This window comes from Rhizobium oryzicola, from assembly GCF_030504645.1.
GTDB lineage: Bacteria > Pseudomonadota > Alphaproteobacteria > Rhizobiales > Rhizobiaceae > Neorhizobium > Neorhizobium oryzicola.
The window spans coordinates 678,016-703,584 of sequence record NZ_JAUKWQ010000002.1 but is presented as its reverse complement, the minus strand read 5'-3'; the positions used below and the strand labels follow the sequence as shown (position 1 = coordinate 703,584).

The 25,569-nt window shown below is 59.8% G+C and carries 23 protein-coding genes and 1 pseudogene; 9 read left to right on the top strand and 15 right to left on the bottom strand.

What is annotated here, in order from left to right:
* From Q2T52_RS10655 to Q2T52_RS10645, 3 genes are all read right to left on the bottom strand, one after another.
* Nucleotides 1–1,404, bottom strand: a 1,404-nt coding sequence (locus Q2T52_RS10655; protein ID WP_302076699.1) for a HAMP domain-containing protein, incomplete at its 3' end; no start/stop codon positions are given.
* Between the two features lie 86 nt (nt 1,405–1,490).
* On the bottom strand, nt 1,491–3,140 hold the full coding sequence (gene ettA / locus Q2T52_RS10650; protein ID WP_302076698.1) for an energy-dependent translational throttle protein EttA: 1,650 nt from the start codon (nt 3,138–3,140) through the stop codon (nt 1,491–1,493).
* A gap of 99 nt (nt 3,141–3,239) precedes the next feature.
* Nucleotides 3,240–3,971 carry a ribonuclease T2 family protein gene (locus Q2T52_RS10645; RefSeq protein WP_302076697.1) on the bottom strand — a complete coding sequence of 244 codons (732 nt, stop codon included), beginning with the start codon at nt 3,969–3,971 and terminating at the stop codon, nt 3,240–3,242.
* 154 nt (nt 3,972–4,125) lie between these two features.
* On the opposite strand from Q2T52_RS10645, the gene Q2T52_RS10640 reads away from it, so the two are divergent.
* From Q2T52_RS10640 to Q2T52_RS10625, 4 genes are all read left to right on the top strand, one after another.
* Complete coding sequence (locus Q2T52_RS10640) at nt 4,126–5,079, top strand: alpha/beta fold hydrolase (RefSeq protein WP_302076696.1); 954 nt, start codon at nt 4,126–4,128, stop codon at nt 5,077–5,079.
* Nucleotides 5,080–5,313: 234 nt separating this feature from the next.
* On the top strand, nt 5,314–6,519 hold the full coding sequence (gene caiB, locus Q2T52_RS10635; RefSeq protein WP_302076695.1) for a succinate--glutarate CoA-transferase: 1,206 nt from the start codon (nt 5,314–5,316) through the stop codon (nt 6,517–6,519).
* The gene (locus Q2T52_RS10630) at nt 6,516–8,165 is read left to right on the top strand and encodes a thiamine pyrophosphate-binding protein (RefSeq protein WP_302076694.1); all 1,650 of its coding nucleotides are present in this window, start codon (nt 6,516–6,518) and stop codon (nt 8,163–8,165) included. Before caiB ends, Q2T52_RS10630 begins: the two co-directional genes overlap by 4 nt.
* Nucleotides 8,166–8,350: 185 nt before the next feature.
* On the top strand, nt 8,351–9,175 hold the full coding sequence (locus Q2T52_RS10625) for a hypothetical protein (RefSeq protein WP_302076693.1): 825 nt from the start codon (nt 8,351–8,353) through the stop codon (nt 9,173–9,175).
* Nucleotides 9,176–9,279: 104 nt separating this feature from the next.
* Here Q2T52_RS10625 and Q2T52_RS10620 read toward each other — a convergent pair.
* Both Q2T52_RS10620 and Q2T52_RS10615 read right to left on the bottom strand, forming a co-directional pair.
* Nucleotides 9,280–9,499: pseudogene (locus tag Q2T52_RS10620) on the bottom strand (N-acetyltransferase); the annotation flags it as partial.
* A 104-nt stretch (nt 9,500–9,603) separates the two neighbouring features.
* Nucleotides 9,604–10,533 (bottom strand): LysR family transcriptional regulator, encoded by a 930-nt coding sequence (locus Q2T52_RS10615; protein ID WP_302076692.1) that lies wholly within the window; start codon nt 10,531–10,533, stop codon nt 9,604–9,606.
* Between the two features lie 110 nt (nt 10,534–10,643).
* On the opposite strand from Q2T52_RS10615, the gene Q2T52_RS10610 reads away from it, so the two are divergent.
* From Q2T52_RS10610 to Q2T52_RS10600, 3 genes are read left to right on the top strand one after another with little or no spacing between them, the layout of a single operon-like run.
* The gene (locus Q2T52_RS10610; protein ID WP_302076691.1) at nt 10,644–11,396 is read left to right on the top strand and encodes a 3-oxoacyl-ACP reductase family protein; all 753 of its coding nucleotides are present in this window, start codon (nt 10,644–10,646) and stop codon (nt 11,394–11,396) included.
* Nucleotides 11,397–11,426: 30 nt separating this feature from the next.
* Nucleotides 11,427–12,029 carry an NADPH-dependent F420 reductase gene (locus Q2T52_RS10605; RefSeq protein ID WP_302076690.1) on the top strand — a complete coding sequence of 201 codons (603 nt, stop codon included), beginning with the start codon at nt 11,427–11,429 and terminating at the stop codon, nt 12,027–12,029.
* A gap of 53 nt (nt 12,030–12,082) precedes the next feature.
* Nucleotides 12,083–12,472: a limonene-1,2-epoxide hydrolase family protein gene (locus Q2T52_RS10600; RefSeq protein WP_302076689.1), complete on the top strand. Its 390-nt coding sequence runs from the start codon at nt 12,083–12,085 to the stop codon at nt 12,470–12,472.
* 123 nt (nt 12,473–12,595) lie between these two features.
* Here the strand turns inward: Q2T52_RS10600 and Q2T52_RS10595 are convergent, their stop codons facing one another.
* The 3 genes from Q2T52_RS10595 to Q2T52_RS10585 all read right to left on the bottom strand — a co-directional run bounded on the left by Q2T52_RS10595 (nt 12,596) and on the right by Q2T52_RS10585 (nt 14,251).
* Entirely contained in the window at nt 12,596–12,937 is a 342-nt protein-coding gene (locus Q2T52_RS10595; RefSeq protein ID WP_302076688.1) for a RidA family protein, read from the bottom strand.
* Nucleotides 12,938–12,994: 57 nt separating this feature from the next.
* Nucleotides 12,995–13,333, bottom strand: a complete 339-nt coding sequence (locus tag Q2T52_RS10590; RefSeq protein ID WP_302076687.1) for a protein tyrosine phosphatase family protein — start codon at nt 13,331–13,333, stop codon at nt 12,995–12,997.
* A gap of 78 nt (nt 13,334–13,411) precedes the next feature.
* Nucleotides 13,412–14,251, bottom strand: a complete 840-nt coding sequence (locus Q2T52_RS10585) for a DUF4432 family protein (protein ID WP_302076686.1) — start codon at nt 14,249–14,251, stop codon at nt 13,412–13,414.
* 189 nt (nt 14,252–14,440) lie between these two features.
* Between Q2T52_RS10585 and Q2T52_RS10580 the strand changes: the two genes are divergently transcribed.
* Nucleotides 14,441–15,835 carry a L,D-transpeptidase gene (locus tag Q2T52_RS10580; RefSeq protein WP_302076731.1) on the top strand — a complete coding sequence of 465 codons (1,395 nt, stop codon included), beginning with the start codon at nt 14,441–14,443 and terminating at the stop codon, nt 15,833–15,835.
* Between the two features lie 78 nt (nt 15,836–15,913).
* Here the strand turns inward: Q2T52_RS10580 and Q2T52_RS10575 are convergent, their stop codons facing one another.
* Nucleotides 15,914–16,750: an alpha/beta fold hydrolase gene (locus tag Q2T52_RS10575; protein ID WP_436799521.1), complete on the bottom strand. Its 837-nt coding sequence runs from the start codon at nt 16,748–16,750 to the stop codon at nt 15,914–15,916.
* A 255-nt stretch (nt 16,751–17,005) separates the two neighbouring features.
* Between Q2T52_RS10575 and Q2T52_RS10570 the strand changes: the two genes are divergently transcribed.
* Entirely contained in the window at nt 17,006–17,989 is a 984-nt protein-coding gene (locus Q2T52_RS10570) for a GlxA family transcriptional regulator (RefSeq protein WP_367187294.1), read from the top strand.
* Between the two features lie 19 nt (nt 17,990–18,008).
* Here the strand turns inward: Q2T52_RS10570 and Q2T52_RS10565 are convergent, their stop codons facing one another.
* The 6 genes from Q2T52_RS10565 to Q2T52_RS10540 form a co-directional block, all read right to left on the bottom strand.
* A complete protein-coding gene (locus Q2T52_RS10565; RefSeq protein WP_302076684.1) occupies nt 18,009–18,725 on the bottom strand; it encodes an AAA family ATPase in 717 nt (238 codons plus the stop codon).
* A 264-nt stretch (nt 18,726–18,989) separates the two neighbouring features.
* Nucleotides 18,990–20,135: an iron-containing alcohol dehydrogenase gene (locus Q2T52_RS10560; protein WP_302076683.1), complete on the bottom strand. Its 1,146-nt coding sequence runs from the start codon at nt 20,133–20,135 to the stop codon at nt 18,990–18,992.
* A gap of 5 nt (nt 20,136–20,140) precedes the next feature.
* Complete coding sequence (locus Q2T52_RS10555; protein WP_302076682.1) at nt 20,141–21,520, bottom strand: aldehyde dehydrogenase family protein; 1,380 nt, start codon at nt 21,518–21,520, stop codon at nt 20,141–20,143.
* A 43-nt stretch (nt 21,521–21,563) separates the two neighbouring features.
* Nucleotides 21,564–22,934 carry a glutamine synthetase family protein gene (locus Q2T52_RS10550; protein WP_302076681.1) on the bottom strand — a complete coding sequence of 457 codons (1,371 nt, stop codon included), beginning with the start codon at nt 22,932–22,934 and terminating at the stop codon, nt 21,564–21,566.
* A 69-nt stretch (nt 22,935–23,003) separates the two neighbouring features.
* Nucleotides 23,004–24,578: an amino acid permease gene (locus Q2T52_RS10545; protein ID WP_302076680.1), complete on the bottom strand. Its 1,575-nt coding sequence runs from the start codon at nt 24,576–24,578 to the stop codon at nt 23,004–23,006.
* Between the two features lie 113 nt (nt 24,579–24,691).
* Nucleotides 24,692–25,471, bottom strand: a complete 780-nt coding sequence (locus Q2T52_RS10540) for an N-formylglutamate amidohydrolase (RefSeq protein WP_302076679.1) — start codon at nt 25,469–25,471, stop codon at nt 24,692–24,694.
* Nucleotides 25,472–25,569 lie beyond the last annotated feature (98 nt).

Here is a 25,569-nt window from a genome sequence, read left to right as displayed (position 1 = left end):
CTGTTCGTGGATCTCGCAGAGCATGTCGCCGGAAGCGAGACGCTTCAGGCCAGCCGCCAGCGAACCTGTCGCACGCTCCAGACGCTCCTGCGCTTCGGCTTCCGCCAGACGCTGCACCTCGATGCGACCCGCCTCCGCGCGCTTGCGGTTCTCTTCCGCTTCCGCCTCAAGCTGCTTGTTACGGATGGCAGCCTGACGGAACACTTCCACAGAACCCGCCATGCCGCCAATCTCATCCTGACGGCTCGTGAACGGGATCAGAGACTGCGTATCGCCATCGGCGAGATGTGTCATCGAGGCGGTCAAACCGGCAATAGGACGAATGACGCGACGAATGATGATCGCCATGCCGGCAATTCCGACAACCAGGGTGGTCACCAGGATTGCAGCATAGATCATCACGTATTCGAGAGCATCGGATGCGTTCTCTGCGGCTCGGTCTCGGGCAGCTTTCACCGCGGTCAAAGCAACCTCGGCAATGGTCGCCTGGCCCTTGATGTTGATCGCATTCCACTCGTCGAGCGTCGTCTTGGAGGTGCCGCCACTGGTAAGCGCCTTATAAAGATCGTCGCGGAAACTCCAGGCTGTGCCGCCAAAGTAATCCCGTTCAGCGACATCGCGTACCTTGCGCAGCTCATCCGGCACCGAGGCAGACGTTATATAATTGCGCACGCGCTGCCAGGCTTCGTTGCCACGGATACGGTTGGCAATGAGGTCGAAGACATCCTTCTTCTCAAGCGCCTGACCGCTAATCACTGCACCCGCGATATAATTGGACTCGTTGCCGGAAGCAGCGCGGGCTGCCCAAGCGGCCTCGCGGACAACCAGTATGTCGGACAGGGTGCTATCCAGTTCACGGATCTTGGCTTCGGTCACGCCGGAAGCAATTTCCAGATTGTCAAGGACGGCCTGCCCCTGCGACATCTGCCGTGCCTTCAACTGCTTGTCACGGACATCGACAGCTTTGGAGAATTCCGTGTCCACCTGACCGCGCATTGCAACCAGACCCTGATAGTCCGGAACAAGCTTCTTCAGCGGGACCTGCAGGTTGGCTGGCATATCATCAAACGAGAAGGCCGTTATAGTCTTATATGCATCGTCAACCGCCTTGCGATAGGTGGCGATGTCACTGAAACCGCCCATCTTATCGCTCGGAGCAAGGAACGCAGTGTTGGTGCGGCCTCGCTCCAGGCGATAGTTGACCAAGAATTCGAACAAGGCCTTGTTGATCGTCGAATATTTAACGACAGCCGTTTGATTGCTGTAACGCTGATAGGAGTCGTACAGCTCCCGGCACACAAATCCCGATAGGGCGATGCTGATGACACCGAATATCGTGATCAATACATTTCTAATGGAAAACATCTTCAGCCCGCCAGTCTCGATAACTTTGCGGCGCAGCATGACTCTGGGTCATAAAAAATTACTAAACTTTGATGTGACCCCAATGAAATTGCCCCCGAAACCACAGGATTTCGGGGGAAATTGACTTAGCGCGTTAGGCGCTTATAGGTCGCCCGCTTCGGATTGGCTGCTTCGGCGCCGAGGCGGCGGATCTTGTCTTCCTCGTAGTCTTCGAAGTTACCTTCGAACCATTCCACATGGCTGTCGCCTTCGAAGGCGAGGATATGCGTGGCCAGACGGTCGAGGAACATGCGGTCGTGGCTGATGATAACGGCGCATCCGGCGAAATCTTCCAGTGCGTCCTCAAGCGCGCCGAGCGTTTCAGTGTCGAGGTCGTTGGTCGGTTCGTCGAGCAGCAGAACGTTGCCGCCGGACTTCAGCATCTTGGCAAGGTGAACGCGGTTACGCTGACCACCGGACAGGTTGCCGACCTTGTTCTGCTGGTCCGTGCCCTTGAAGTTGAAAGCGCCGCAATAGGCGCGCGAGTTCATCTCGTACTTGCCGAGCTTGACGATGTCGGTGCCGCCGGAAATTTCTTCCCAGACGTTCTTCGACCCGTCAAGCGAGTCACGGCTCTGGTCGACATAGCTGAGTTGAACCGTGTCACCGATGCGGATCGAGCCGGTATCCGGCTGTTCCTGGCCGGTGATCAGGCGGAAGAGCGTCGACTTACCCGCGCCGTTTGGACCGATGACGCCGACAATGCCGCCCGGCGGCAGCTTGAAGGAGAGGTTCTCAAACAGGACGCGGCCGTCATAGGACTTGGAGATATTGTCGGCCTCGATGACAACCTGCCCCAGACGCTCGGCGATCGGGATGATGATCTGCGCTTCGCCGGGACGGCGGTTTTCGGCCGCTGCCACCAGTTCGTCATAGGCGCGGATACGGGCCTTGGACTTGGCCTGACGGGCCTTGGGGCTCGATGCAATCCAGGCCTGTTCGCGAGATAGCGCCTTGCGGCGGCTGCCTTCTTCGCGCTCTTCCTGCGCCATGCGCTTGGCCTTGGCTTCCAGATAGGCCGAGTAGTTGCCTTCGTAAGGAATGCCGCGACCGCGATCGAGCTCGAGAATCCAGCCCGTCACGTTGTCGAGGAAGTAGCGGTCGTGGGTAACCATAAGGATGGCGCCCGGATATTCGCGCAGGTGCTGTTCCAGCCACGCGATCGTCTCGGCGTCGAGGTGGTTGGTCGGTTCGTCGAGGAGGAGCAGGTCCGGCTTGCGCAGCAGCAGCTGGCACAGTGCCACGCGGCGGCGCTCACCGCCCGACAGGCCCTCGATCGCGGCATCACCCGGGGGGCAGGCCAGCGCGCTCATCGCCATTTCGACCTGCTGTTCCAGATCCCAGAGGTTCTGGCTGTCGATGATGTCCTGGAGCTTCGCGCCTTCTTCGGCGGTCTCGTCGGAATAATTCATCATCAGTTCGTTGTAGCGATTGAGGATTGCCGTCTTGTCGGCAACGCCTTCCATCACGTTCTCGAACACGGTCTTGGTCGGGTCGAGCTGCGGCTCCTGCGGAAGGTAGCCGAGCGTTGCGCCTTCGGCGAGCCAGGCTTCGCCGGTCCATTCCTTGTCGAGACCGGCCATGATCTTCAGAATTGTCGACTTACCGGCACCGTTCGGGCCGAGAATGCCGATCTTGGCATCCGGATAGAATGACAGATGGACGTTTTCGAGAATTTTCTTGTTGCCATAGGCCTTGTTGAGGCCGGCCATGTGATAAATGAACTGACGTGCCATGTGGTCAATTGCTCCGCGCGCCGAAAATAGAGGGGTCGCCGCTATGTAGGCGAAACCGGCAAGCGGGGCAATGTCGAAAGCCGATCTACGCGACGAAAGCTACTGCAACCCGACCGGATCCACGATGCCTTCGCTGCATCCGAAGGAAGTCGTGCCTGCTGCCCTGATCAGGTCCTTCATATTGGCGCTAAAAGGCTTTACCTCACCGAGGCCAATGGTGATTTCCGTAATGATGCGACGCTTGCCATCGCGGCGGCACTGCATCTTGACGCGGCGGTCTGCATCTTCCCCGAAGGCGTCCACAAAGGCCTTGCGGATTTCCTCTTCCTGAACGTTCTTGCCGATGCGGCTTGCAAACAGTTCGGCAACGGCAGAGGTGTTGATCATCTCCATCATGCCGATGACTGTCTTGAAATAGGTTTCCTGGTCCATGCCGAAGCAGGTGCCATGCTTGATCCACTCGTGGCGATCGAGATGGGACATGGTGCCGGGCATCACCTTGTCGAGCGCTTTACGCGTTTCAGCACTGAGCTCAACCGGCGGAAGCTCAGACCATTCGCCACGGTTGTCTTTCACTTCCAGCGCATTGGAAACGTTGCAGTAGTCTGCCTTCATGGACCAGAGACCATGGAGAGAAAAATGTGACGCGTCAAAGCGATCGGCGCTCTGCGTCTTGCATTCCGTCTTATCGGGCTTGCCCTCGCAGAAGGCCGGCTGCCAGCTGATGGCAAGAAGGTTGCGTGTTTCATTCCTCGGGGCCGCTTCGGCCTGGCTTAGGCAAGCGCTACCGGCGAGAATCACAGACGCAACGAGAACGCGGAACACAGCCATTTTGAGCCTCCCCAGGCACGTATCGCGATTATTTAAGCAGGCTTCATCGCACCGCACAAGCAACTGAATCTCAATTTGATGCGTGGAGAGAGCGGCATCCCCGTTGCGCCCACGCGCGAAATAGAGTGTCCTCCAATGCGTCAGGGAGGACGCCATGTTCGAAGAAATTCAACACCTTTCGAGCGCGACCGGCGCGAACCTCGCATTGCGCATTCAGCCGGCGGATGGGCCGGCGATCGGCGTGCTGCAGATCTGCCATGGTCTTGGCGAGCACAGCGGACGTTATGCGGAATTTGCGCACTTCATGGCGGCAAAGGGCTTTCATGTCTTTGCGCATGATCATCGTGGCCACGGCCTGACAACGGCTCCGGATGCCGTGAGAGGGCGATTCGCTCAGCAGGATGGGGTGGACAAGGTGATTGCCGACGTGGCGGCAGTTCGCGGTGAAATCGCGCGCCATCATCCGGGCCTGCCCGTCATTCTCTTCGGCCATTCCATGGGCGGGTTGATTGCGCTCAATAGCATCCTCAGCCACCCCCAGGATTATGACGGCGTCGCTATCTGGAATTCGAATTTCGCCGTGGGCTGGCTCGGACGCGTGGCGCAGGGCGTGCTGTTGACGGAGAGGGCCTTGAAGGGTTCGGATGTGCCTAGCGCCATTCTTCCACGCGCCACCTTTACCACCTGGGGGCGCTCCATGCCCGACTACCAGACAGATGCGGACTGGCTGAGCCGCGACCGGGCAGAGGTGGCAAAGTACAATGCAGACCCGCTTTGCGGCTTCCCAATCAGTATCTCGCTGTGGCTGGACGTCTTTGCGCTGACCTTCCGCGGCACAGACGCCGACCTTCTTTCCCGTGTGCGAAAGACGCTGCCCATCCATCTGGTCGGCGGCGGCGAGGACCCGGCAACCGACAAGGCCAAGGCGACATCCTGGCTGTCCCATACTCTTGCCTCACGAGGTTTTTCACGCATCAGCAAGCGGATCTATCCCGACATGCGGCATGAAACGCTGAAGGAATTTGGCCGTGAAGCGGCAATGGAGGAGTTTGCCGCATGGGCACGTGAAAGCCTGCACGGGCCGGACGATGTTCCATCGGCGGAATGACCTCATGAGGAGATATCAAGTGCTGCGCGCCCCGGGTGGAGATAAGACGATTGCCATGATCATATAAGTCCACCCCTCATCCGCCCGTTGGGCACCTTCTCCCCACTGGGGGAAGGGAAAGCGCCGCAGCCGTCGAGACTCCCCTCTCCCCCACGGGGAGAAGTACGCTGAGCGAAGCGGAAGCCGGTGAGGGCGTGAACTCAAACCTCGCCACCGCATGGTAAAGAGTGAAACATGACAGAAGAGAACCACAAAAAGCCCCCCTTGGGCGGCATCCGCGTGATCGAACTGGCCCGCGTGCTGGCTGGCCCCTGGGCGGGGCAGATGCTGGCCGATCTCGGCGCCGATGTCATCAAGGTGGAAAATCCCGACGGTGGCGACGACACCCGCGCCTGGGGGCCGCCCTTCGTGATGGGCCAGGATGGCGAAAACCTGTCTGCCGCCTATTACCATTCCACCAACCGCGGCAAGCGCTCGATTGCCGTGGACCTGAAGACCCCTGAGGGCCAGGAGATCGTCCGCCAGCTGGTGGCCGATGCCGATGTGCTGATCGAGAACTTCAAGCTGGATGGGCTGACCAAATACGGCCTCGACTATCAGAGCCTGAAGGCGATCAACCCGAAGCTGATCTATTGCTCCATCACCGGCTTTGGCCAGAACGGTCCCTATGCCAGCCTCGCGGGCTATGATTACATCGTGCAGGGCATGTCCGGCTTCATGTCGATCACAGGTGCGACCGATGGCGAGCCGATGAAGGCGGGCGTGGCGATTGCCGATATCTTCACCGGCATTTATGCGGTCACCGCCATCCAGGCCGCGCTGATCCACGTGCTGAAGACCGGCGAAGGCCAGCATATCGATATGGCGCTCTTCGATGTCATGTCGGCGGTGCTTGCCAACCAGAACCTCAACTATCTCATTTCCGGCAGGGCGCCGACCCGTCTCGGCAATGCGCATCCCAATATCAGCCCTTACGAGGTCGTTCCGACGGCCGACGGCCATCTGATTCTGGCCATCGGCAATGACGGCCAGTTCCGCCGCCTCTGCGCCATCCTCGGCATTGAGGCGCTGGCGGATGACGAACGCTATGCCACCAACAAGGCCCGCGTCGCCAACCGGGTGGATGTGCGCGCCGCCGTGATTGCCGAGACCTCCAAATGGCCGAAGGCAGATCTGCTGAAGGCCTGCGGCGACAATGCCGTGCCGGCCGGGCCGATCAATTCCATCGCCGAGATGTTCGAGGACCCGCAGATAAAGGCGCGCAAGCTGAGGGTCGATCTCGAGGCCGCCGACGGCACCTCTATCCCCGGTGTGCGTACGCCGATCATCATGTCCGCAACGCCGCTCAGCTATGTCAGGCCAAGCCCCAAGCTTGGCGAGCATACGGACGATATCATTGCCGAATTGAATGCTAAGCAACAGGAAGGACCGAGATCATGAAGACCGGCGGACAGCTCATCGTCGAGGCACTGAAGGCAAACGGCGTCAGCCGTGTTTCCTGCGTGCCGGGAGAAAGCTATCTGGCGGTGCTGGATGCGCTCTATGAAAGCGGCATCGATGTGCTGGTCTGCCGCCAGGAAGGTGGCGCGGCGATGATGGCCGATTGCTGGGGTCGTCTCACCGGCCAGCCCGGCATATGCATGGTGACCCGTGGCCCCGGCGCCACCAATGCTTCCGCCGGCCTGCATGTGGCCATGCAGGATTCCATTCCGATGATCCTGTTCATCGGCCAGGTGCAGCGCGACGCTCGCGAGCGCGAAGCCTTCCAGGAAGTGGAATATCGCCGCGCCTTCACCGAATTCGCCAAATGGGTCGGCGAGATCGATGACGCCCGCCGCATTCCGGAATTCGTCACGCGCGCCTTTGCGGTCGCCACCTCGGGCCGCCCCGGCCCGGTCGTGCTGACGCTCCCCGAAGACATGCTGCGCGATGTGGTGGAGGCGCCGGACGCCCGCCCCTATATGCCCGTGGAAAGCCATCCCGGCACAAGCCAGATCAAGGCCTTCGAAAAACTGCTGCGCGAGGCGCAGCGCCCGATGTTCATCCTCGGCGGCACCCGCTGGAACGAACAGGCGGTTGATGACTTCCGCTCGTTTGCCGAACGCTTCCGCGTGCCGGTCGGCTGCTCCTTCCGCCGTCAGATGCTGTTTGATCACCTGCACACCTGCTACGCGGGCGATGTCGGCATTGGCATCAATCCGGCGCTGGCCAAGGAGATCAAGGAGTCCGATCTCTTGATCCTGCTCGGCAGCCGCATGTCGGAAATGCCCTCGTCCGGCTATACGTTGATCGACATCCCCTACCCCAGGCAGAAGCTGATCCACATCCACCCGGACCCGGAAGAGCTTGGCCGCATCTACCGGCCGGATCTCGCCATCCCGGCGGCTCCTGCGGAATTCGTTGCGGCGATCAAGGATCTGGAGCCGCCGGCGCTTCCCATCTGGGCGGAGCGCAGCGCTGACATGCACGATGCCTATCTGCACTGGTCGACGCCGCCGCAGACCGGCCCCGGCGATGTGCAGATGGGCCCGATCATGGACTGGATCGAAGCGAACACGCCGAAGACCGCCATCTTCACCAATGGCGCGGGTAACTACGCCACCTGGCTGCACCGCTTCCACCGCTTTCAGGCCTATAACACGCAGGCTGCCCCCACCTCAGGCTCCATGGGCTATGGCCTGCCGGCAGCGGTTGCCGCCAAGCAGCTGTTCCCTGAACGCGAAGTCGTCTGCTTCGCGGGTGACGGCTGCTTCATGATGCATGGGCAGGAGTTCATCACCGCCGTGCGCTATCACCTGCCGATCATTACCGTGCTGGTCAACAACGGCACCTATGGCACGATCCGCATGCATCAGGAGCGGGAGTTTCCGGGACGCGTCAGCGCCACCGATCTCGTCAACCCTGACTTCGTCGCCTTCGCGGCGGCCTATGGCGGCCATGGCGAACGCGTCGAGAAGACCGCGGACTTCGGCCCGGCCTATGAGCGCGCCCGCGCGAGCGGTAAGCCAGCCATCATCGAAGTGATGCTGTCGCCGGAGGCGATCACCCCGACGCGCACCCTGACGCAGATCAGGGAGAAGAGCTGAGGGGTGGGAGGAACGGACAAGATCACCGCGAGTCGACGATACGCGCCGTTGACGGAACGCGCCGTTTGCTCATCAACTTGAGTTGAAGCAAATTCGTATATGGGCGCGTCGCGTGCTCTTATAACTTGTGCACGCGCTGCAGTTAGATCAAGATACAAGCAAGGAAGTGCTACGGGAGGGCAAAGGTGGCGCTCAATATAGCTCGTTATAAGGCTGATCTTGAAAAGCTACTTGAGGACGCTGGCAAGCTCGAATTGGCACTTCTTGTAAAAATTCACGGCGCCGATGAACTTGCGAAAACACTAAATAATGATGCAGCCGAAAGCGAACGAAAGCGAATCGTGACTGGCTTGAAAAAGCTACCCTCATTCACCGTTACCTACGAATCATGGTATTCAGAGTGTCTAGCCCTAATCCGTCAAGTTCTTCCGGATCGGCTAGCCGATTTCAAAGAACATTTTGAAGCTCCCAAAAACCGAAAAGATATTACTTATGCGTCGTACAGGATTCAGGATGCTTTGAAAGGCCTCCGAGTTACGCGGTCACCCTTCGATGAAGTAATCGTAGATCACAAAGCTGCGATCCCTCATTTTCAACAGCAGTTCGCCATTCTAAAAGCTGCTGAAAAGCGATTTGAAAGCTCACTCTTCGAGATACGTCAACTCGTACAAGCTGATCTGTTCGACAGTGAGATTGAATCCGCCAGGCATCTTCTTAAGAATAAATTTCTGCGTGCCGCCGGTGCAGTCGCAGGCGTGGTGCTGGAAAAGCATCTACTTCAAGTCTGCAACGACCATAAGGTGAAGGTCGCAAAGAAAAATCCCGGCATCAACGATCTAAATCAGCTGTTGAAAGACGCGGGCGTCATTGATGTTCCACAATGGCGGCACATTACGCTATTGGGCGACATACGAAATATATGTGATCATAATAAACAGAAAGAGCCTACTGAACAGCAGGTGACGGACTTGATAGATGGCACCGATAAGGTACTGAAGACGATCGCTTAGTCTCGCCCAATCTAACGTGATACAATTCTCGGTAAATTTGGAACTGTTGGGGACGTGAAGAGTCCGTAATCTAAAACCCGCCGCTGTCCATCCACCCGCCCTCCTCACAACAAACCCTTTGCCCGCAAGCCGGGCGCGAACGTCGCAAGTGGCATGACAAGCGTCAACGGCTTGCTCTGTAGCGGCTCCGCCCCATACGAGGCGTACCAGTGGGCAGCGCGTTCGTTCTTGGCGTCGATGACGAGAAGAATGCCCTCCTCCCCGGAAAGCCGCAGGCAGCGCAAGGCTGCAGCCATCCAGGCCTTGGCCGCCGAGCCGCAATCCTGAGATCACCTCGTCGCCATCACGGCGACGCACAGGCTCGCGCAGATACGGGAGAAAACGGTGTGATTGTGAAGTGATGGGCGGGCGTGGAGCCAGCCTGCTCATCACACCAGGCTTGCGGCGAAGCGTTCCGCCAGCCGTTTCTCCTTGAAGGCCGATGCAACCCAGTCGACAAAGACACGTGTCTTGGCCGGAACGAGGGAACGCGATCCATAATAGATGGAGATGGCGCCGGCGTCCGAATACCAGCGCGGGATCAGTCGAACCAGCCTGCCCGTCTCCAGCGCCGGCAGGGCGTCGGCCGTGGCAAGCATGGCAACGCCCAGCCCAAGCAGGGCAGCCTCCTGCATCGCATTCGGGTCATTCACAACAATGGACTCGGATAGCGGAGCATGCATTTCCCGACCATTGATATCGCGCATGGTCCAATGGCGCGTGCGCCCTGAGCGCAAGGAGCGCATGACGATGCCGTTCAGCGCCTTCAGATCCGATGGATCTACAGGCAGCTTGTGATTTTCCAAGTAAATCGGTGATGCGACAGGAACGATGTGGGCAGGTGCCAGCGCCCGCGAGATCAGGCCCGGCGCCAGTTCGAAGCCGCCCCCGATCGCCGCGTCATAACCTTCCGCGACCAAGTCCACCTGGCGGTTCTCAAAATGCCATTCCACTCGCACCTTCGGATAACGCTCGAGAAAGCCGGGCAACAAGGGCAGGATCTGGGTGACGCCAAAGGTCGGCGGAAGACTGACCTTCAGGACGCCGCTTGGCTGATCGGCGTCCGTCGATACCCCGGCAATTGCCGCCTGGAGACCGTCCAGGTGATCGGCAATTGAGCGCTGAAAACTCTCCCCGGCCTCGGTCAGGGTCAATCTTCTCGTCGAGCGGTGGAAGAGCCTGACACCAAGATTTCGCTCCAGCATGGCGACGTTTCGGCTGACGGCCGCAGGCGTCAGCGACAAGCGGCGAGCAGCCTCTGAAAAGCTGCCATGCTCTGCCGTGCGGGCGAATGATTCGAGGTTTGCCAGCGTTTCCATCGCCTACCATTTTTCAAACAAACGTTGAAGATGATACAAGTCTTCCCTCTCTAATCATAGAAGAATAATCCGGCCATATTCCCTCCATCGAAACAGATGGAGTGAAAACAATGGCGCAAACATCCAAACCACTTGCAGGCAAAGTCGCACTCGTGACCGGCGGATCGCGCTCGATCGGCGCGGCCATTGCGAGACGCCTGGCAGCCGATGGCGCAGCAGTGGCACTCACCTACAGCGCCTCTCGGGAAAGGGCAGAAGCGATCGTCTCTGAAATCGTGACGGACGGCGGACGCGCCTTGGCGATTGAGGCGGATGCTGGGAACCCTGACGCGGTGCGGTCCGCCGTTGCACAGACGGTCAACACGCTCGGCCGGATTGACATTCTCGTCAACAATGCAGGCATCGCCATCAACGCGCCGATCGAGGACTTCAAATTCGAAGACTACGAGCGGATGCTCGCAGTCAATGTCACGGGCGTCTTCGTTGCCACTCAGGAAGCAGCCCGACACATGACGGTCGGCGGGCGCATCATTCACATCGGCTCGTCTATGACGCGCTATGCGGCCTTTCCAACAGCGTCCGTCTACACGTTGACCAAAGGGGCGGTCGCTGGCTTCAACCGCAGTCTCGCACGCGACCTGGGCCCCGAAGGGATCACGGTCAACACCGTCCATCCGGGACCGACGGATACCGACATGAACCCGGCCAACGGGCCAGTCGCAGCGATCGTCGGTCCGGGCATGGCGATTGGTCGCTATGGCCAAGCCTCCGAGATTGCCAGCCTCGTCGCCTATCTCGCCACCCCTGAAGCCGCATTCATCACCGGTGCCGACATCGTCGCCGATGGTGGCCTTACCGCTTGAACCGCAACCACAGAAACTGGAGAACCACCCATGTCTAGCATTGGGATTATCGGCGCTGGCCAGATCGGCATCGCCATTGCAACCGTCCTCGCCCGCAAGGGCATCGCAGCGACCCTGTCCAACAGCCGCGGACCGGCAAGCCTTGCCGACGCAGTCAGCACCCTCGGCCCCGCAATCACCGCCGGCACAGGGGAAGAAGCCGCGTCGAAGGACATCGTTTTCGTTGCCGTCAACTGGTCAAAGCTGCCAGCGGCGCTGGAAGGACTACCCGATTTTGGCGGACGCATCGTTATCGACGCGAACAATCCTGTCGAAGCGCCGCTCTTCAAGCCCGCTGAGCTGAACGGGCGCGCGTCCTCGGAGGTGTTTGCCGACTTGGTACCCGGCGCGAAAGTGGTGAAGGCCTTCAATCATCTCTCGCCCCAGTTCATCACCAGCGATCCAGCCAGCGATGGCGGCAAGCGAGTCCTCTTCTACTCTGGCGACGATATCCACGCCAAAGCCGAGGTCGGGCAGATGATCGAGAAACTGGGTTTCTTCGGCATTGACCTCGGGCCGCTTTCCGTCGGTGCACGCCTCACCCAGTTTCCGGGTGGCCCACTGCCGGCGCTCAATCTCGTAAAAGTCGGCTAGCACAACAGATCCAACCGCCGTCGCTGCCTGACGACAATCAAAGGACACACACCATGACACGCACCCCGATTGAAATCGCGAACGAGTTCTTCGATCACTGGAGCGCCAACCGCATTGACGCGGCACTCGCCATGCTTTCTGACGATGTTATCTACGACAATGTGCCGTTTCCCGATATTATTGGGCGGGAGAATGTCCGCCAGTTCCATGCCGAGTTCGGCATCGGGACGACCTTCAAGGTGGATTGGAAAGTCACCCATATCGCCGCTGCAGGCAATGTGGTGCTGAATGAACGCATCGACGTTTTTACCCACGAGAACGGCGGTACCATCACGCTGCCGGTGATGGGCACTCTCACCGTAGAAGGCGAAACGATCACGGTCTGGCGGGACTATTTCGACCCGGCGGACTTCGACCGACAGCTTGCCGCCATCAAGCGCTGATCGAAAATGGGGCTGGGCGAAGCCAGTGTTGGGTGAGCTCCAAAGAGATCTGGAGAACAGCCAACAAAAAACCCGGCGCATCAACAGGATGCACCGGGTTTCTGATTCAAACTGTCAATGCTCTCAGAGAGCGGCCGTCACGATGAACTCGACCTTGTAGTCTGGGGTTGCCAGCGGCGCACCTGATGTCGCGCGGGCCGGCGGGTTGGCCGGGTCGATCCAGGCTTCCCAGACAGCGTTCATTTCCGCAAAGGTCGACATATCAGAGAGGTAGATCAGCGTCTGCAGGATCTTCGACTTGTCGGTGCCGGCGGCAGCCAGCAGGCGGTCGACTTCGGCCAGAGCGGATTTCGACTGTTCGGTGACAGAAGTGCCCTCGCCGACCTGGCCCGCCAGATAAACGGTGTTGCCGTGAACGACGGCACCGCTCATGCGCTTGCCCGGTTCGATACGCTTGATGCTCATGGAAATGCTCCCCAATGTGAATGAGCTGGAAGAAAACGGAGGAAGGAACCGCACGGATCAGTCGCGTGCGTGCAGGCTCTTTTCGTAGATGGCGGTGGACCGTGCGCCGGAGCGGCAGTAGCCAAGCAGCGGGCGCGGCATATCATCCAGCACGTCAACCATGCCGGCAATCGCGTCACCATCGACGCCCATGCGGCCGACAGGCACATGCGCGATTTCGAGACCAAGCTCGCGGGCACGTTCTGCCACATCGGCGAAGGTCGGCTGGTCCGGCTCTTCGTGGTCGGGGCGATTGCAGACGATCGCCTTGAAACCCATTGCCTTGATCTGGTCGAGGTCCTCAGGGGTGATCTGACCGGTCACCGAATATTCGTCGTTGATCTGGCGGATGTCCATGCTACGTCTCCGGATGTCTAAAAAGCGTGAGACACTTACGACGCACCATCAGGTGCGTCAACGAAGATCGGCTTCCTGTCAGGTAAAGCTGAACCGCAGCGCGTAGTCGGCGCTCTCGCCGGGCGCCAGCATCTTCAGCTCGCCGGATGCCTTCAACTCTTCACGCCCCACCCAGCGATGCGAGACCGGTTCGATGCCTAGGACGTGCGCCGGGGCCTTCTGGTTTCGCCAGATCTGCAGATGCGGCAGGCCATCGGTCTTGAAACGGACCTTGAGCGTCTTGCCGCCGAGAGAGGCGATCGGCCCCAGCGCCACTTCCGCCCATTCCTCGCCTTCACGGGCGGCGGGCACACAGAATACGCCACCAGGATCCTGCCCGAAATTCCAGGCATGGCCACCGCCTTCCAGCATGGCACCGCTCAGGCGCACATGGTCGTCAAACAGCCAGGCACCGATATTCATGTGGTACATATGCACACGCGCAAACGGCTTGGTGCCGACATTGGTGACCCGATCGGTCAGGCAGACTTCGCCCGTTTCGCCACTGATGCGCCAGTGACGTTCCAGCAGCGCCTCCCCGCCATCGGCGGTTTTGACGGCCACGCGGGCGGTGCATTCGGCATCCTCTCCCTGCGCATCCCAGAACAGGATCTCCGCCGGATGCGAGGAATAAGACCCATGCAGCGGATATTTGCGCCCGGCCGGATCGCCGTCGATGGCTTCAGGGTGACGGATATGATCCGGTCCGCAGGTGAAGAGAAAGCCTTCCAACGAGTGGTCGATTCGCGGATCGCCGTCATCGGGAATGGCGCGACCGGGCGCCACATCCGTTCCGTCCACGATACAGGCACCGATATCGAGAACCGACGTGGGGTCGAGGAAAATCTTCGGTCCGTTGTTTGCGAAAAATGCCTTCACGGTTCTCTCCCACCCTCTTCACATCCGCGGCGTTAACCGCCTGTGACATAAATTTAATGTTCCGTTGACCACGGCAGCGAAAATTTCCACACTCGCGTCAAATTTCCCCTGTCTCAGGGAAGCTCAAGCGTTTGGAACCACGGACTTGGCGTCCGGGTTACATTCGTGGTCTCGAACACCGGTGATATCGTGAAGCGCGCAATTCTGACAAGTCTCGGCCTCGCCGTCCTTTTATCCGTCGCATCCGCACTGCCTGCGGCGGCGCAAGGATGGGGACGATACCAAAGCGACAGCGTCCTCGTCGCCCCCGATGGCGCGATCCTGGATTACACGCCGCGCGCCGGTGAGGTGGTGATCAGCCGCGACCAGATGGGACGTCGCGTCTACATCGATCGCTACGGCAATATCATCGCCACAGAGATGCGCCGCGATTCCTATCGCGAACCCTCCATCAACCGCTATCTGCCCCCGCCCTCGCGTGGGTATGATCAGCCGCGCGATGCCGCCGGCGGTTATGGCAGCGGCGGCGGCTATCGCGATTACCGCCAGTATCGGCCTGGAGAACCTGGGGACATCACCGGAACGGTGCCGCGTGACAGCTCCATTATTCGTCTGCCGCTCAATGAAGACGGCGGCATCATGGATGACGGCGAGGAAAAGGAAGCCTCGATCGAGCCGCAGCAGCCGCAGCCAAGTGCCGTGCCGCATGTGCAAAAGCCGATCATCGCCCCTACCAACAAGCCGCAGAACGAAATCGTAGCACTTCAGGTGTTTCTGGATCGCGAAGGCATATCGCCCGGCGTCATCGATGGCCACCTCGGCGACAACGTGAACAAGGCGCTGGCCGCCTGGCAGGAAATGACCGGCGAGACGATCGACCCGAACAATTCGGAAGAGATCATGCAGCGGCTCTCCTATTCGGGGGGCATGCCGATCGTGGACTACACGATCACGGCAGCGGACGCGGCCGGGCCTTATGTGGCCGCCATTCCGGAAGACTATGCCCACAAGGCGCAGCTGCCCGCCATGTCCTATACTTCGGTGACGGAAGCGCTGGCCGAGCGTTTCCACATGGATGAGGGGTTCCTGAAATCGCTGAACCCGGGCAAGGATTTCTCCATTCCCGGCACCATCATCAAGGTCGCCAATCCAGGCCAGCCGAAGACGGGCGATGTGACGCGCATCGTCGCCGACAAGGGCCGTAAGCAGGTGTTTGCCTATGGCGGCGATGGCAAGCTGATTGCCGCCTATCCGGCCACCATCGGCTCGACTGACACACCCTCGCCCAGCGGCACCCATACGGTGCAGCGTATCGCGCTGAACCCTGGCTATACCTATAACCCGAAGATCAACTTCAAGCAGGGCAATAACGACCAGATCCTGCAGATCCCGCCCGGACCGAACGGCCCGGTCGGTACCGTCTGGATCGCGCTTTCGAAGCCCACCTACGGCATTCACGGCACGCCTGATCCGTCCAAGATCGGCAAGACCAACAGCCATGGCTGTGTGCGCCTGACCAATTGGGACGCAACCGAACTCGCGAAGATGGTGAAGCCGGGTACCGTGGTGGAATTCACGGATTGATTGGGGTGCCTGGAAACCTCTTCCCGAAATGAAGAAGACCGCAGCGGCACACACCACTGCGGTCTTTCTCCTTTCTACTCAGGCCTTGATGAAGGCCAGCAGGTCGGGGTTGATCACATCGGGATGCGTGGCGAACATGCCGTGCGACAGACCGGGATAGGTCTTCAGCGTGCCATGCTTCAGCAGCTTGATCGCCTTGTGGGCGGAGTCGGCGATCGGCACGACCTGGTCATCCTCGCCATGCAGCACGAGCACGGGCACCTGGATCGCCTTCAGATCCTCGGTGAAATCCGTTTCGGAAAACACCGCGATGCAGTCGTAATGCGCTTTGGCGCCACCGGCCATGCCCTGTCTCCACCAGTTGTCAATCAGACCCTGGCTGACCTTGGCGCCCGGCCGGTTGAAGCCGTAGAACGGGCCGGAGGGCAGATCGATGTAGAACTGCGCCCGGTTGGCCAGCAACGCCGCGCGAATACCGTCAAACACCTCCATCGGCAGCCCTTCCGGATTGGCCGCCGTCTTCAGCATGATCGGCGGAACGGCGCCCAGCAATGCGGCCTTGGCGACCCGGCCCTTTTCGGCGCGGGCGACATAGCGCGCCACTTCACCGCCACCGGTGGAATGGCCGATATGGACGGCATTCTTCAGGTCCAGATGCTTGGCAAGCGCTGCAACGTCGCTGGCGTAAGTGTCCATGTCGTTGCCGTGATCGGTCTGGTCCGAGCGGCCATGGCCACGCCGGTCATGCGCAATCACGCGAAAACCCTTGGAGAGGAAGTAGAGCATCTGGTTGTCCCAGTCGTCGGCGCTCAGCGGCCAGCCGTGATGGAAGACGATCGGCTGGGCGGTCTTCGGACCCCAGTCCTTGTAGAAGATGCGTGTGCCGTCCTTGGTGGTGATGGTTCCGTTGCTCATGGAAATGTCTCCGAGTTGAGAGGAATGGGATTGGCCTTGTGCGAAGGCTTGGGGGGAGAGGCCGATGGCGGCGATCAGGCTGCCGCCCGTGAGGAGAACCGTGCGTCGCGTCGCCATCGGAAGGTTTGAATTGACAAGGGTCATGTCGTTCCTTTCGGCGGCCATTTCGTTCGCCGCCTCGCTTTTGACATGGACAGTTATGCCTCTTTGATGCGATCAAGAGAGGTGGCCGAAATGACATCTTCCGAGGCAAAAGTGACAAAGAAACCGAACGAAATGGTCGTGGCGGAAATCGCGCTGCTGATCTATCCCGATTGCCAACTGGCAGCGATCTACGGACTGACGGATCTCTTCACGATTGCCAGCCAATGGGCGGCACGCGAACCGGATCAGAAAAGGCTGAGGTCCATACGAGTGTCGCACTGGAGGATGCAGGACGACGACGTAGCTTGCGTTTGGGACAGCCATGCGGGTGAGCCGCATCAGATCACGCACGCCATAGCGCCACCGAGCCTGATCGTGCCTGAGAAGATGCAGGCCATGCCGGCTGCCTCGCAATGGATGAGCTCGCTGCACGCGCAAGGGGTCACGCTCGGTTCGGTCTGTGCGGGTGCCTTCGTGCTGGCGGAAACGGGCCTGATCAACCATCGGCGTGCGACGACCCATTGGGCCTTTGCCGAAACCCTCGCCCATCGCTTCCCCGATGTGCGCGTTGCCACCGAAAAAATGGTCATTGACGACGGTGACATCATGACCGCAGGCGGTATCCTCGCCTGGACGGATCTGGGTTTGACGCTTGTGGCAAAACTGCTGGGCCCGGGCGTGATGCTAGCAACCGCCCGCTTCCTACTGATCGAGCCGCCGCGGCTGGAGCAACGCGCTTATAGCATGTTCATTCCAAAATTCGATCACGGCGATGCCGAGATCCTGCGCGTGCAGCACCATATGCACGCGCATGTCGAGGGTAACGAGGGCATACCGGAGCTTGCGGCACGCGCGGGTCTGGCCGAGCGCACTTTCATGCGGCGGTTCGCCAAGGCAACCGGGTTGCGCCCAACGGAATATCTGCAGCACATCCGCATCATGAAGGCGCGCGACGCTCTGGAACTCACCAACCGGCCCATCGACCAGATCGCCTGGTCCGTCGGCTATTCGGATCCCGCCGCCTTCCGCAAGACATTTCACAAGATCACCGGGCTTCTGCCGGCGGCCTATCGCCAGCGCTTCGGCGTGGCGTGAGCGAGTGATCAGATAAGGATCACGCCGCCGGGCGGTTGAAGCTGAGAATGCGCGGCATGCCGGAACGGACAACCCGCATCGGCATCATGCGCTTCACTTCGTCAGCCAGTGCGCGGGAATTTTCCCGCGCCTTGTCGAGGTTCGAAACCTTGGCCGGATCGAGCGTATAGAGGGTACCGCCCACTTCGAAGAGTTCGCGGAAAGCCGTGCGCTCGCCGATCGGGGTGTTCAAAACGTTGACGCCGCGCTGAGCAAGAAGCCCCTTGATCGCCAGCAGCGAGCGCGTGGTGACGACCGGCGTCACGCGGGTCAGCACGACGGAATGGGCGATATCGAGACCGGCCTTGTCCTTCATGAAGGCCAGCAGATCGAGGATCTGTGCCGCACCCTTTGCATCCATCGCCGACCCCTGCACCGGGATCATGACATGATCGGACAGACCGATGGCCGTGGTGACAAGCGCGTCACGCGCACCGGCCAGATCGATGATGAAGTAGTCTGAAGAAGAGGCCATTTCCCGCAAATGACACTGCAGGGATGCAACGGACACTTCCGTCACGATCGTGATGTTGCGCAAGGCACCGGACATCTCATGCCACTGACTGATCCAGTGCTGCGGGTCAGCGTCGATCAGGGTGACGCGATGTCCCTGATGGGCCAGTTCCGTGGCGAGCAGAAGGGCTGCCGTCGTCTTGCCGGCGCCACCCTTGGCATTTGCGAATGAGATTACGGGCATGGTGTTTCCTCGAAGGTGTTCGAGCCGCATTGCTCTCGTGAGCACCTCGGGATGCATGGTGCCTTATGGTCCGATCCTGCGAAAACATGGTTAACGAAATCTGAATTCAAGACCCGTTAATATTACCTAGCAGTTCTCATTATAATGCGCGCAAAAGCTTGCCCGAGACTGAAATCGCTTAAACTTTCATGACTTAGTGAAGTATTAGGCCAAAAGCATATAACGGCGGCGGGCAAAAGATGCTGCCCGCCGCCATCGCCTCGATCAGAAGCAGTCGAGGAAGAGCTGCTTGGTATTTTCCAGCGTCATCGCAACCGGATTGCCACCGCAGGAGGGATCTTCGATCGCCATGGCGGTCAGTTCGTCGACCCGGTCCGGCTTGATGCCCATGGCCGTCAGATTGGCAGGCACATGCAGTTCCTCGCGCAGCGCCAGGACAAAGGAGTAGAAGCCATCAAAGCCGCCGGCGATGCCGAGATAGGCGGCGGCGCGCTCGATCTTCTCTTCAACGGCCTTGCGGTTGAATCGCAGCACCGGCGGCATCACCACCGCATTGGTCATGCCGTGATGGGTGTTGTAGACGGCACCGAGCGGATGCGACAGCGCGTGGATGGCACCCAACCCCTTCTGGAAGGCAACCGCGCCCATGGCAGCCGCCGACATCATATTGGTGCGGGCTTCAAGATCCTGGCCGTCCTTGAAGGCGCGCGGCAGGAACTCCTTGACCAACCGCATGCCTTCCAGCGCGATGCCGGCAGACATCGGATGATAGAACGGCGAGCAATAGGCCTCCAGGCAGTGGGCGAAGGCATCCATGCCGGTGCCGGCGGTGATGACCTTCGGCATGCCCATGGTGAGTTCCGGATCGGCGATCACGACACCCGGCAGGATCTTCGGATGGAAGATAATCTTCTTCACATGCGTGGCGGAATTGGTCAGAACGCCAGCGCGACCGACTTCTGAGCCGGTGCCTGCCGTGGTCGGCACGGCAACGATCGGGGCGATCTTCGAGGCGTCAGCGCGCGTCCACCAGTCGCCGATATCCTCGAAATCCCAAACAGGGCGGTTCTGGCCTGCCATGAAGGCAATCAGCTTGCCGAGGTCGAGGCCCGAGCCGCCACCGAAGGCAACAACGCCATCATGGCCGCCATTGCGGTAGGCGCGCAGGCCAGCTTCCAGATTTTGCTCGTTCGGGTTCGGATCGACCTCGGAAAAGATCGCACGGCCGAGGCCTGACTCTTCCAGCACGTCAAGCGCAGCAGCCGTAATCGACATCGAGGCAAGCCCCCGATCCGTCACCAGCAGCGGCTTGTTGATACCGAGCGTTTTGCAGGCCTGCCCAAGCTCCGAGATGCGCCCACGACCGAGCTTGATCGCGGTGGGGTAGCTCCAGTTGGCAGTGATGTTCATGGCAATCAGGCTTTCTTGAAGTGGTAGGATTTCGGACGGGTCAGATTGTGGAACCCGAGCACAGAAAGCGATCCGCCCCGGCCGGTCTCCTTGACACCCGTCCAGACCAGCGCGGGATCGAGATAATCGCAGCGGTTCATGAAGACGGTGCCGGTTTCGAGTTGGGCGCCGAGGCCCGATGCACGCTCCTCGTCCTTGGTCCACAGCGAAACGGTCAGACCATATTTGCAATCATTCATCAGGTCGAGCGCTTCCGCGTCGCTCTTGACTTTCATGATGCCAACGGCTGGACCGAATGTTTCCTCGCGCATGAAGTCCATAGAGTGGTCGACATCGACGAGGATCTGTGGCGCGATATAGGCTCCACCATCGTCCTGCGGGAATAGCTTCGGATCGACCAGCGCCTTGGCACCCTTGGAAACGGCATCGGCGATCTGCTCACGCACCACCTTGGCGAAGCGGGCATTGGCCATCGGCCCGAGCGTCGTTTCCTTGTCCAGTGGATTGCCGAGCTTGTAGTTCGACACCCAGGCGACCGACTTTTCCACGAAGGCATCATAGAGGCTTTCATGCACATAGATGCGTTCGATGCCGCAGCAGCACTGGCCCGAATTATAGGTGGCGCCATCCATCAGCGTATCGACGGCCGCATCAAGATCGGCATCCTCCATCACGTAGCCGGGGTCCTTGCCGCCAAGCTCCAGCCCCATGCCGGTAAAGGTCCCAGCGGCTGCGCGCTCGACCGCACGGCCACCGGCAACCGAACCGGTGAAATTGATGAAGTTGAAGGAGCCCGCCGCAATCAGCTTCTCGCTCGTTGCATGGTCCAGGAACAGGTTCTGGAAGACATCTTCGGGAACGCCAGCTTCGACAAAGGCCCGCACCATACGCTCACCCACCAAAAGCGTCTGGGCGGCATGTTTGATGATGACGGTATTGCCAGCCATGAGTGCCGGAGCGATCGTATTGATCGCCGTCATGTAGGGGTAGTTCCAGGGCGCAATGACGAAGACGACGCCATGCGGCTCGCGCTCGATGCGGCGCGTAAAGGCCGCACTATGCTCCACTTCGATGGGCGCCAGCGCTTCGGCGGCCACATTAGCCACGTAGTTGGAGCGCTCATTGAAGCCCTTGAACTCCCCGCCATAGCGAACCGGGCGGCCCATCTGCCAGGCGAGTTCCGGCACCACCTCATCCGCCATTTCATTCAGGCGGGCTACGCCCTTCAGCACCAGTTGAACGCGGTCTTCCAGCGGACGCTTCGCCCAGGGCTTCTGCGCCTTGCGGGCGCGCGCCACTGCCTCGAGGGCCTGTTCATAGGGCATCGCCGGACGCTCGGCATAAACCGAGCCGTCAATGGGCGAGATACATTGGATCATCGTCATTTCCATGTCCTGTTTGATCAAATCGCGAGGTCGGAGGCCCTTTTTATGCCCTCTCGAAGCCGCGCGCCACCTCCCAATCCGTCACACGTCGATCATACTCCTCCTGCTCCCATTCCGCAGCACGGGTGTAGTGATCGATCACGTCATCACCAAAGGCTTGGCGCAGCATGGCAGACTTCGTGAACAGTTCCGTGGCATGGCGAAGCGTGCGCGGAATTTCCTTCACGCCGCTCGATCCATAGGCATCGCCCACAAAGGCATCCTCAAGCTCCAGCTTGTTGTTGATACCCTCGATGCCCGCCGCAATCAGCGCCGCCATGGCAAGATACGGGTTGAGATCTGAGCCGCCGATGCGGCACTCGATTCGAATGCTCTTGGTGTCCTCGCCGCACAGGCGAAAACCTGCCGTACGGTTGTCCTTGCTCCAGACAATCTTGGTCGGTGCAAATGTGCCTGCGACGAAGCGCTTGTAGGAATTGATGTAGGGCGCCAGGAACAGCGTGTACTCCTGCGCATAAGCCAGAAGGCCCGCAATATAGTGGCGCATCAGGTCCGACATGCCGTGCGGTGCGGCGGGATCGTAAAACAGCGGCGTCTTGCCATCCGCACTCCAAAGGGACTGATGGATATGCGAGGAGGAACCCGCAGCGCTATAATGCCACTTGGCGAGGAAGGTCACCGACTTGCCTTTGGACCATGCGATCTCCTTGACGGCGTTCTTGATCAGCACATGCCGGTCCGCCATGGTGAGAGCATCGGCATAGCGGACATTGATCTCTTCCTGGCCGGCAGAAGCCTCACCCTTGGAATTTTCCACCGGCACATTGGCCCCTTGGAGACCGGTACGGATCGCCCGCATCACCTCTTCCTCCTTGGTGGTCTGGAAGATGTGGTAGTCCTCGTTATAGGCGCTGGCGAGCCTCAAGTTGCGATAGCCGCTTTCGCGCGCGGCATCAAAACTCTGGTCGAACAGGAAGAATTCGAGCTCGGTGGCCATGAAGGCGGCAAGGCCCATATCCTCAAGTCGCTGAACCTGCTTTTTCAAGATGGCGCGTGGCGAATGCGGCACGTCCGCATGTGTGTGATGATCCTGCACATCGCAAAGCACCAGTGCCGTGCCTTCCAGCCAAGGCAGCTTGCGCAGCGTCGAAAGATCCGGCTTCATCGTGTAGTCGCCGTAACCCTTTTCCCAACTGGTGGACTTGTAGCCGGAGACGGTCTCCATCTCCATGTCGGTCGCCAGCAGGTAGTTGCAGCTATGGGTTTCCTTCCAGGCGCTGTCGACGAAGTACTCGGCCTGGAAGCGCTTGCCCATCAGGCGGCCTTGCATGTCCACCTGCGCGCCGATGACCGTATCGATCCGGCCTGCCGCAACGTCCATCTTCAAATCGTCGAATGTGTAAATCGAACTCATTTCGGTATCCGTTTGAAAAGAGGGAGCCGCCGCATCTTGGCTGCGGCGGCGCTATGATGGCAAGCCTGATCAGGCTTCGCCGACGGCAGCCTCTGCCGCAGCGATATCCGCCTTGCGCTTGGCAATGGCGTCGCCGATCGGCGGGCCCATGAAGCGGCGGTTTTCAAAGGCAAACCAGACAATCGCCGTCAGCACCAGGAAGCCGACGGTGATTTCCAGCGCCCAGTCGTTCGGCGGCTGAATGCCGATGTAGAAGATGATGATCATGGAGATCACCGCCAGAACGGTGACCAGCTTGTAGGTGCCGATCCCCATGTTCCATGGCCCCATAGTCGGCCACTTCGACGTTCCGATCGCCGTAAAGCCGAGGACGATCGGCAGGATGAAGGACAGGAAGATGAAGATGACCGTGCAGGACACCACGATGGAGTAGGCGGGCGTTCCGGCAATGGTGATTGCCGAGGTGAACCATACGAAGAGGACGGCCAGAACCGCGCCCGTCCAGATGGCGGCAACGGGGGTTCGGTATTTCGGGCTGACCTTGGCCAGCGTGCTGGAGGCCGGGAGCCCCTTGTCACGCGAGAAGGCGAAGATCATGCGCGAGACGGACGTGACGGTCGCAAGACCGCAAAGAAGCTGCGAGATGAAGATCAACACGTAGAGAATAGTCTTCAGCGTCGCATTCACCTGCGCATCCATCGCCCAGAAGAACACGTTCCAGCCCTGCTTCGCGGCGTCTTCCATATTAGGGATCATCAGCACGAAAGCGCAGAGCATCACGTAACCGAATACCGTTGACCAGATGACCGACGACACCATGCCCTTCGGCACCGAGACGGCTGCCTTGACGGTCTCTTCCGAGGTATGAGCGGAAGCGTCATAGCCGGTGATCGTGTAGATCGGCAAAAGCAGTCCGAGCAGGAATGCCATGCCGCCCGAGACGACATTGGGCCACACCGCAGGCCCGGTGAGCGTGCCGTCAGCGGCAACGGTCGGCTGGCCGGTATAGTTGGCGAAGGTGAAGAGGCGGCTGATCTCGTAGCTCGGCGCACTGGCAAGGCAGACGATCGTCAGGATGACAGCGGTCGCAAAGATCAGGTAGCCGGAAAAGTCAGTGAGCTTTGCCGTCAGGCCGATACCGAAGTGGTTGATGACCGCCTGCAGGCCGGTAATGACGGCCACGAAGACGACGCGATGCACCAGCGTGTCCTCGATACCGAATTGCGGACCGAAAGCACCGAAGAAGAAGTAGAAGGTGCCGACATTGATGGCGCCGAGAACCGTGACCAGTCCCAGCAGATTGAGCCACGCCGACAGCCAGCCGGTGAAGCGGTTTCCAAGGATCGAACCCCAATGATAAAGGCCGCCTGCCGTGGGATAGGCGGAGCTGATCTGCGCTAAGCCCAGCGCGAAGATGCCCGAAATCAGGCAGCCGAGCGGCCAGCCGATCCCGATCGAGGCACCACCGGCACCGGCGGTTGCTTGTCCCAGCGAGTTGATGCCGCCGGAGAGAATGCAGATGATGGAAAAGGAAATGGCGAAGTTGGAAAACGAGCTCATACGCCGCTCGAGTTCCTGCGCATAACCCATTGAGTGCAGGATATGAATGTCCTGCTTCTTATCATTTTCAGTGTACCCAGACATGACGTTCCCCTGTTCGCGAAATCTCATGCCGTCCGGCTGGATTTCGAGTTTGAACTCACGCAGCTTTCGCTGCGGTCACGCAAAACAACTGCTCCCGCGGGGTCTTTTCTTTTTTAAGTGCCGGTGATGCTGGAGATGCTCTCGCGCAGCAGCCCGGAGAGAAAATCGGCCACGACCCCCCGGCCGACCTCCTCTGCAATCAGGTCGTTTCTGATTTCGATCATCACATTCAGCAGGCCATCAGGCATGGCATGCAGTTCCAGCGTATGGGTCACCCCGTCCGCCGGCCCGTAAGGCTCGTTCCGCTCCATGCGGTAGAGTTTCGTATCCTTGGCCGCGTCCAACATGGCATCGGCCAGACGCGCGTCCCGCTCATGCAGGATGCCAATTTCAACGGCCCGCGGCTTGCCGAAATAGACCGGCGTAAAGCTGTGAACCGTCACGAGAACCGTCGCCTGCCCCCTGCCCTTGCGCGCCGCGATCTCGTCGCGGATCCGGTTCTGAAAAGGATGGTAGAGCGCATTCGTACGCCGCGCTTTCTCCGCATCGCTCAAGTTCTCATTGCCGGGAATACGAAAGACTTCGCTGACATCGCGCATCGCCGCCGGCGATTCCGGCGGCCGGTTGCAATCATAGACCAGGCGCGAAAATCGTTGCGAGATGAGCGTAGCGTCGAGGCTCCTTGCCATCAAGCTCGCAACGTCGAGGGCTCCTGGATCCCAGGCAATGTGCGAGGAGAGAGCCTCATCGGAAAGGCCGAGGTTGCCAAGCTTTTCCGGCAGCAGCCTGGAGGCGTGCTCGCAGACCAGAAGCACAGGGCTGGTGCCAAGCAGATTTTCCACAGCAACGGGATCGCCGTCAGCCTCTGTCAAAAGATCCGTTTGCACGAGCATGTCATCTGCTCCGGAGTTCGGTTTCACATTTCCGATACAGAAGAGAATTCTTCATAACCCGTCGCTCGTCAACGGGGAGAGGAAGAAATCTTTTCAGG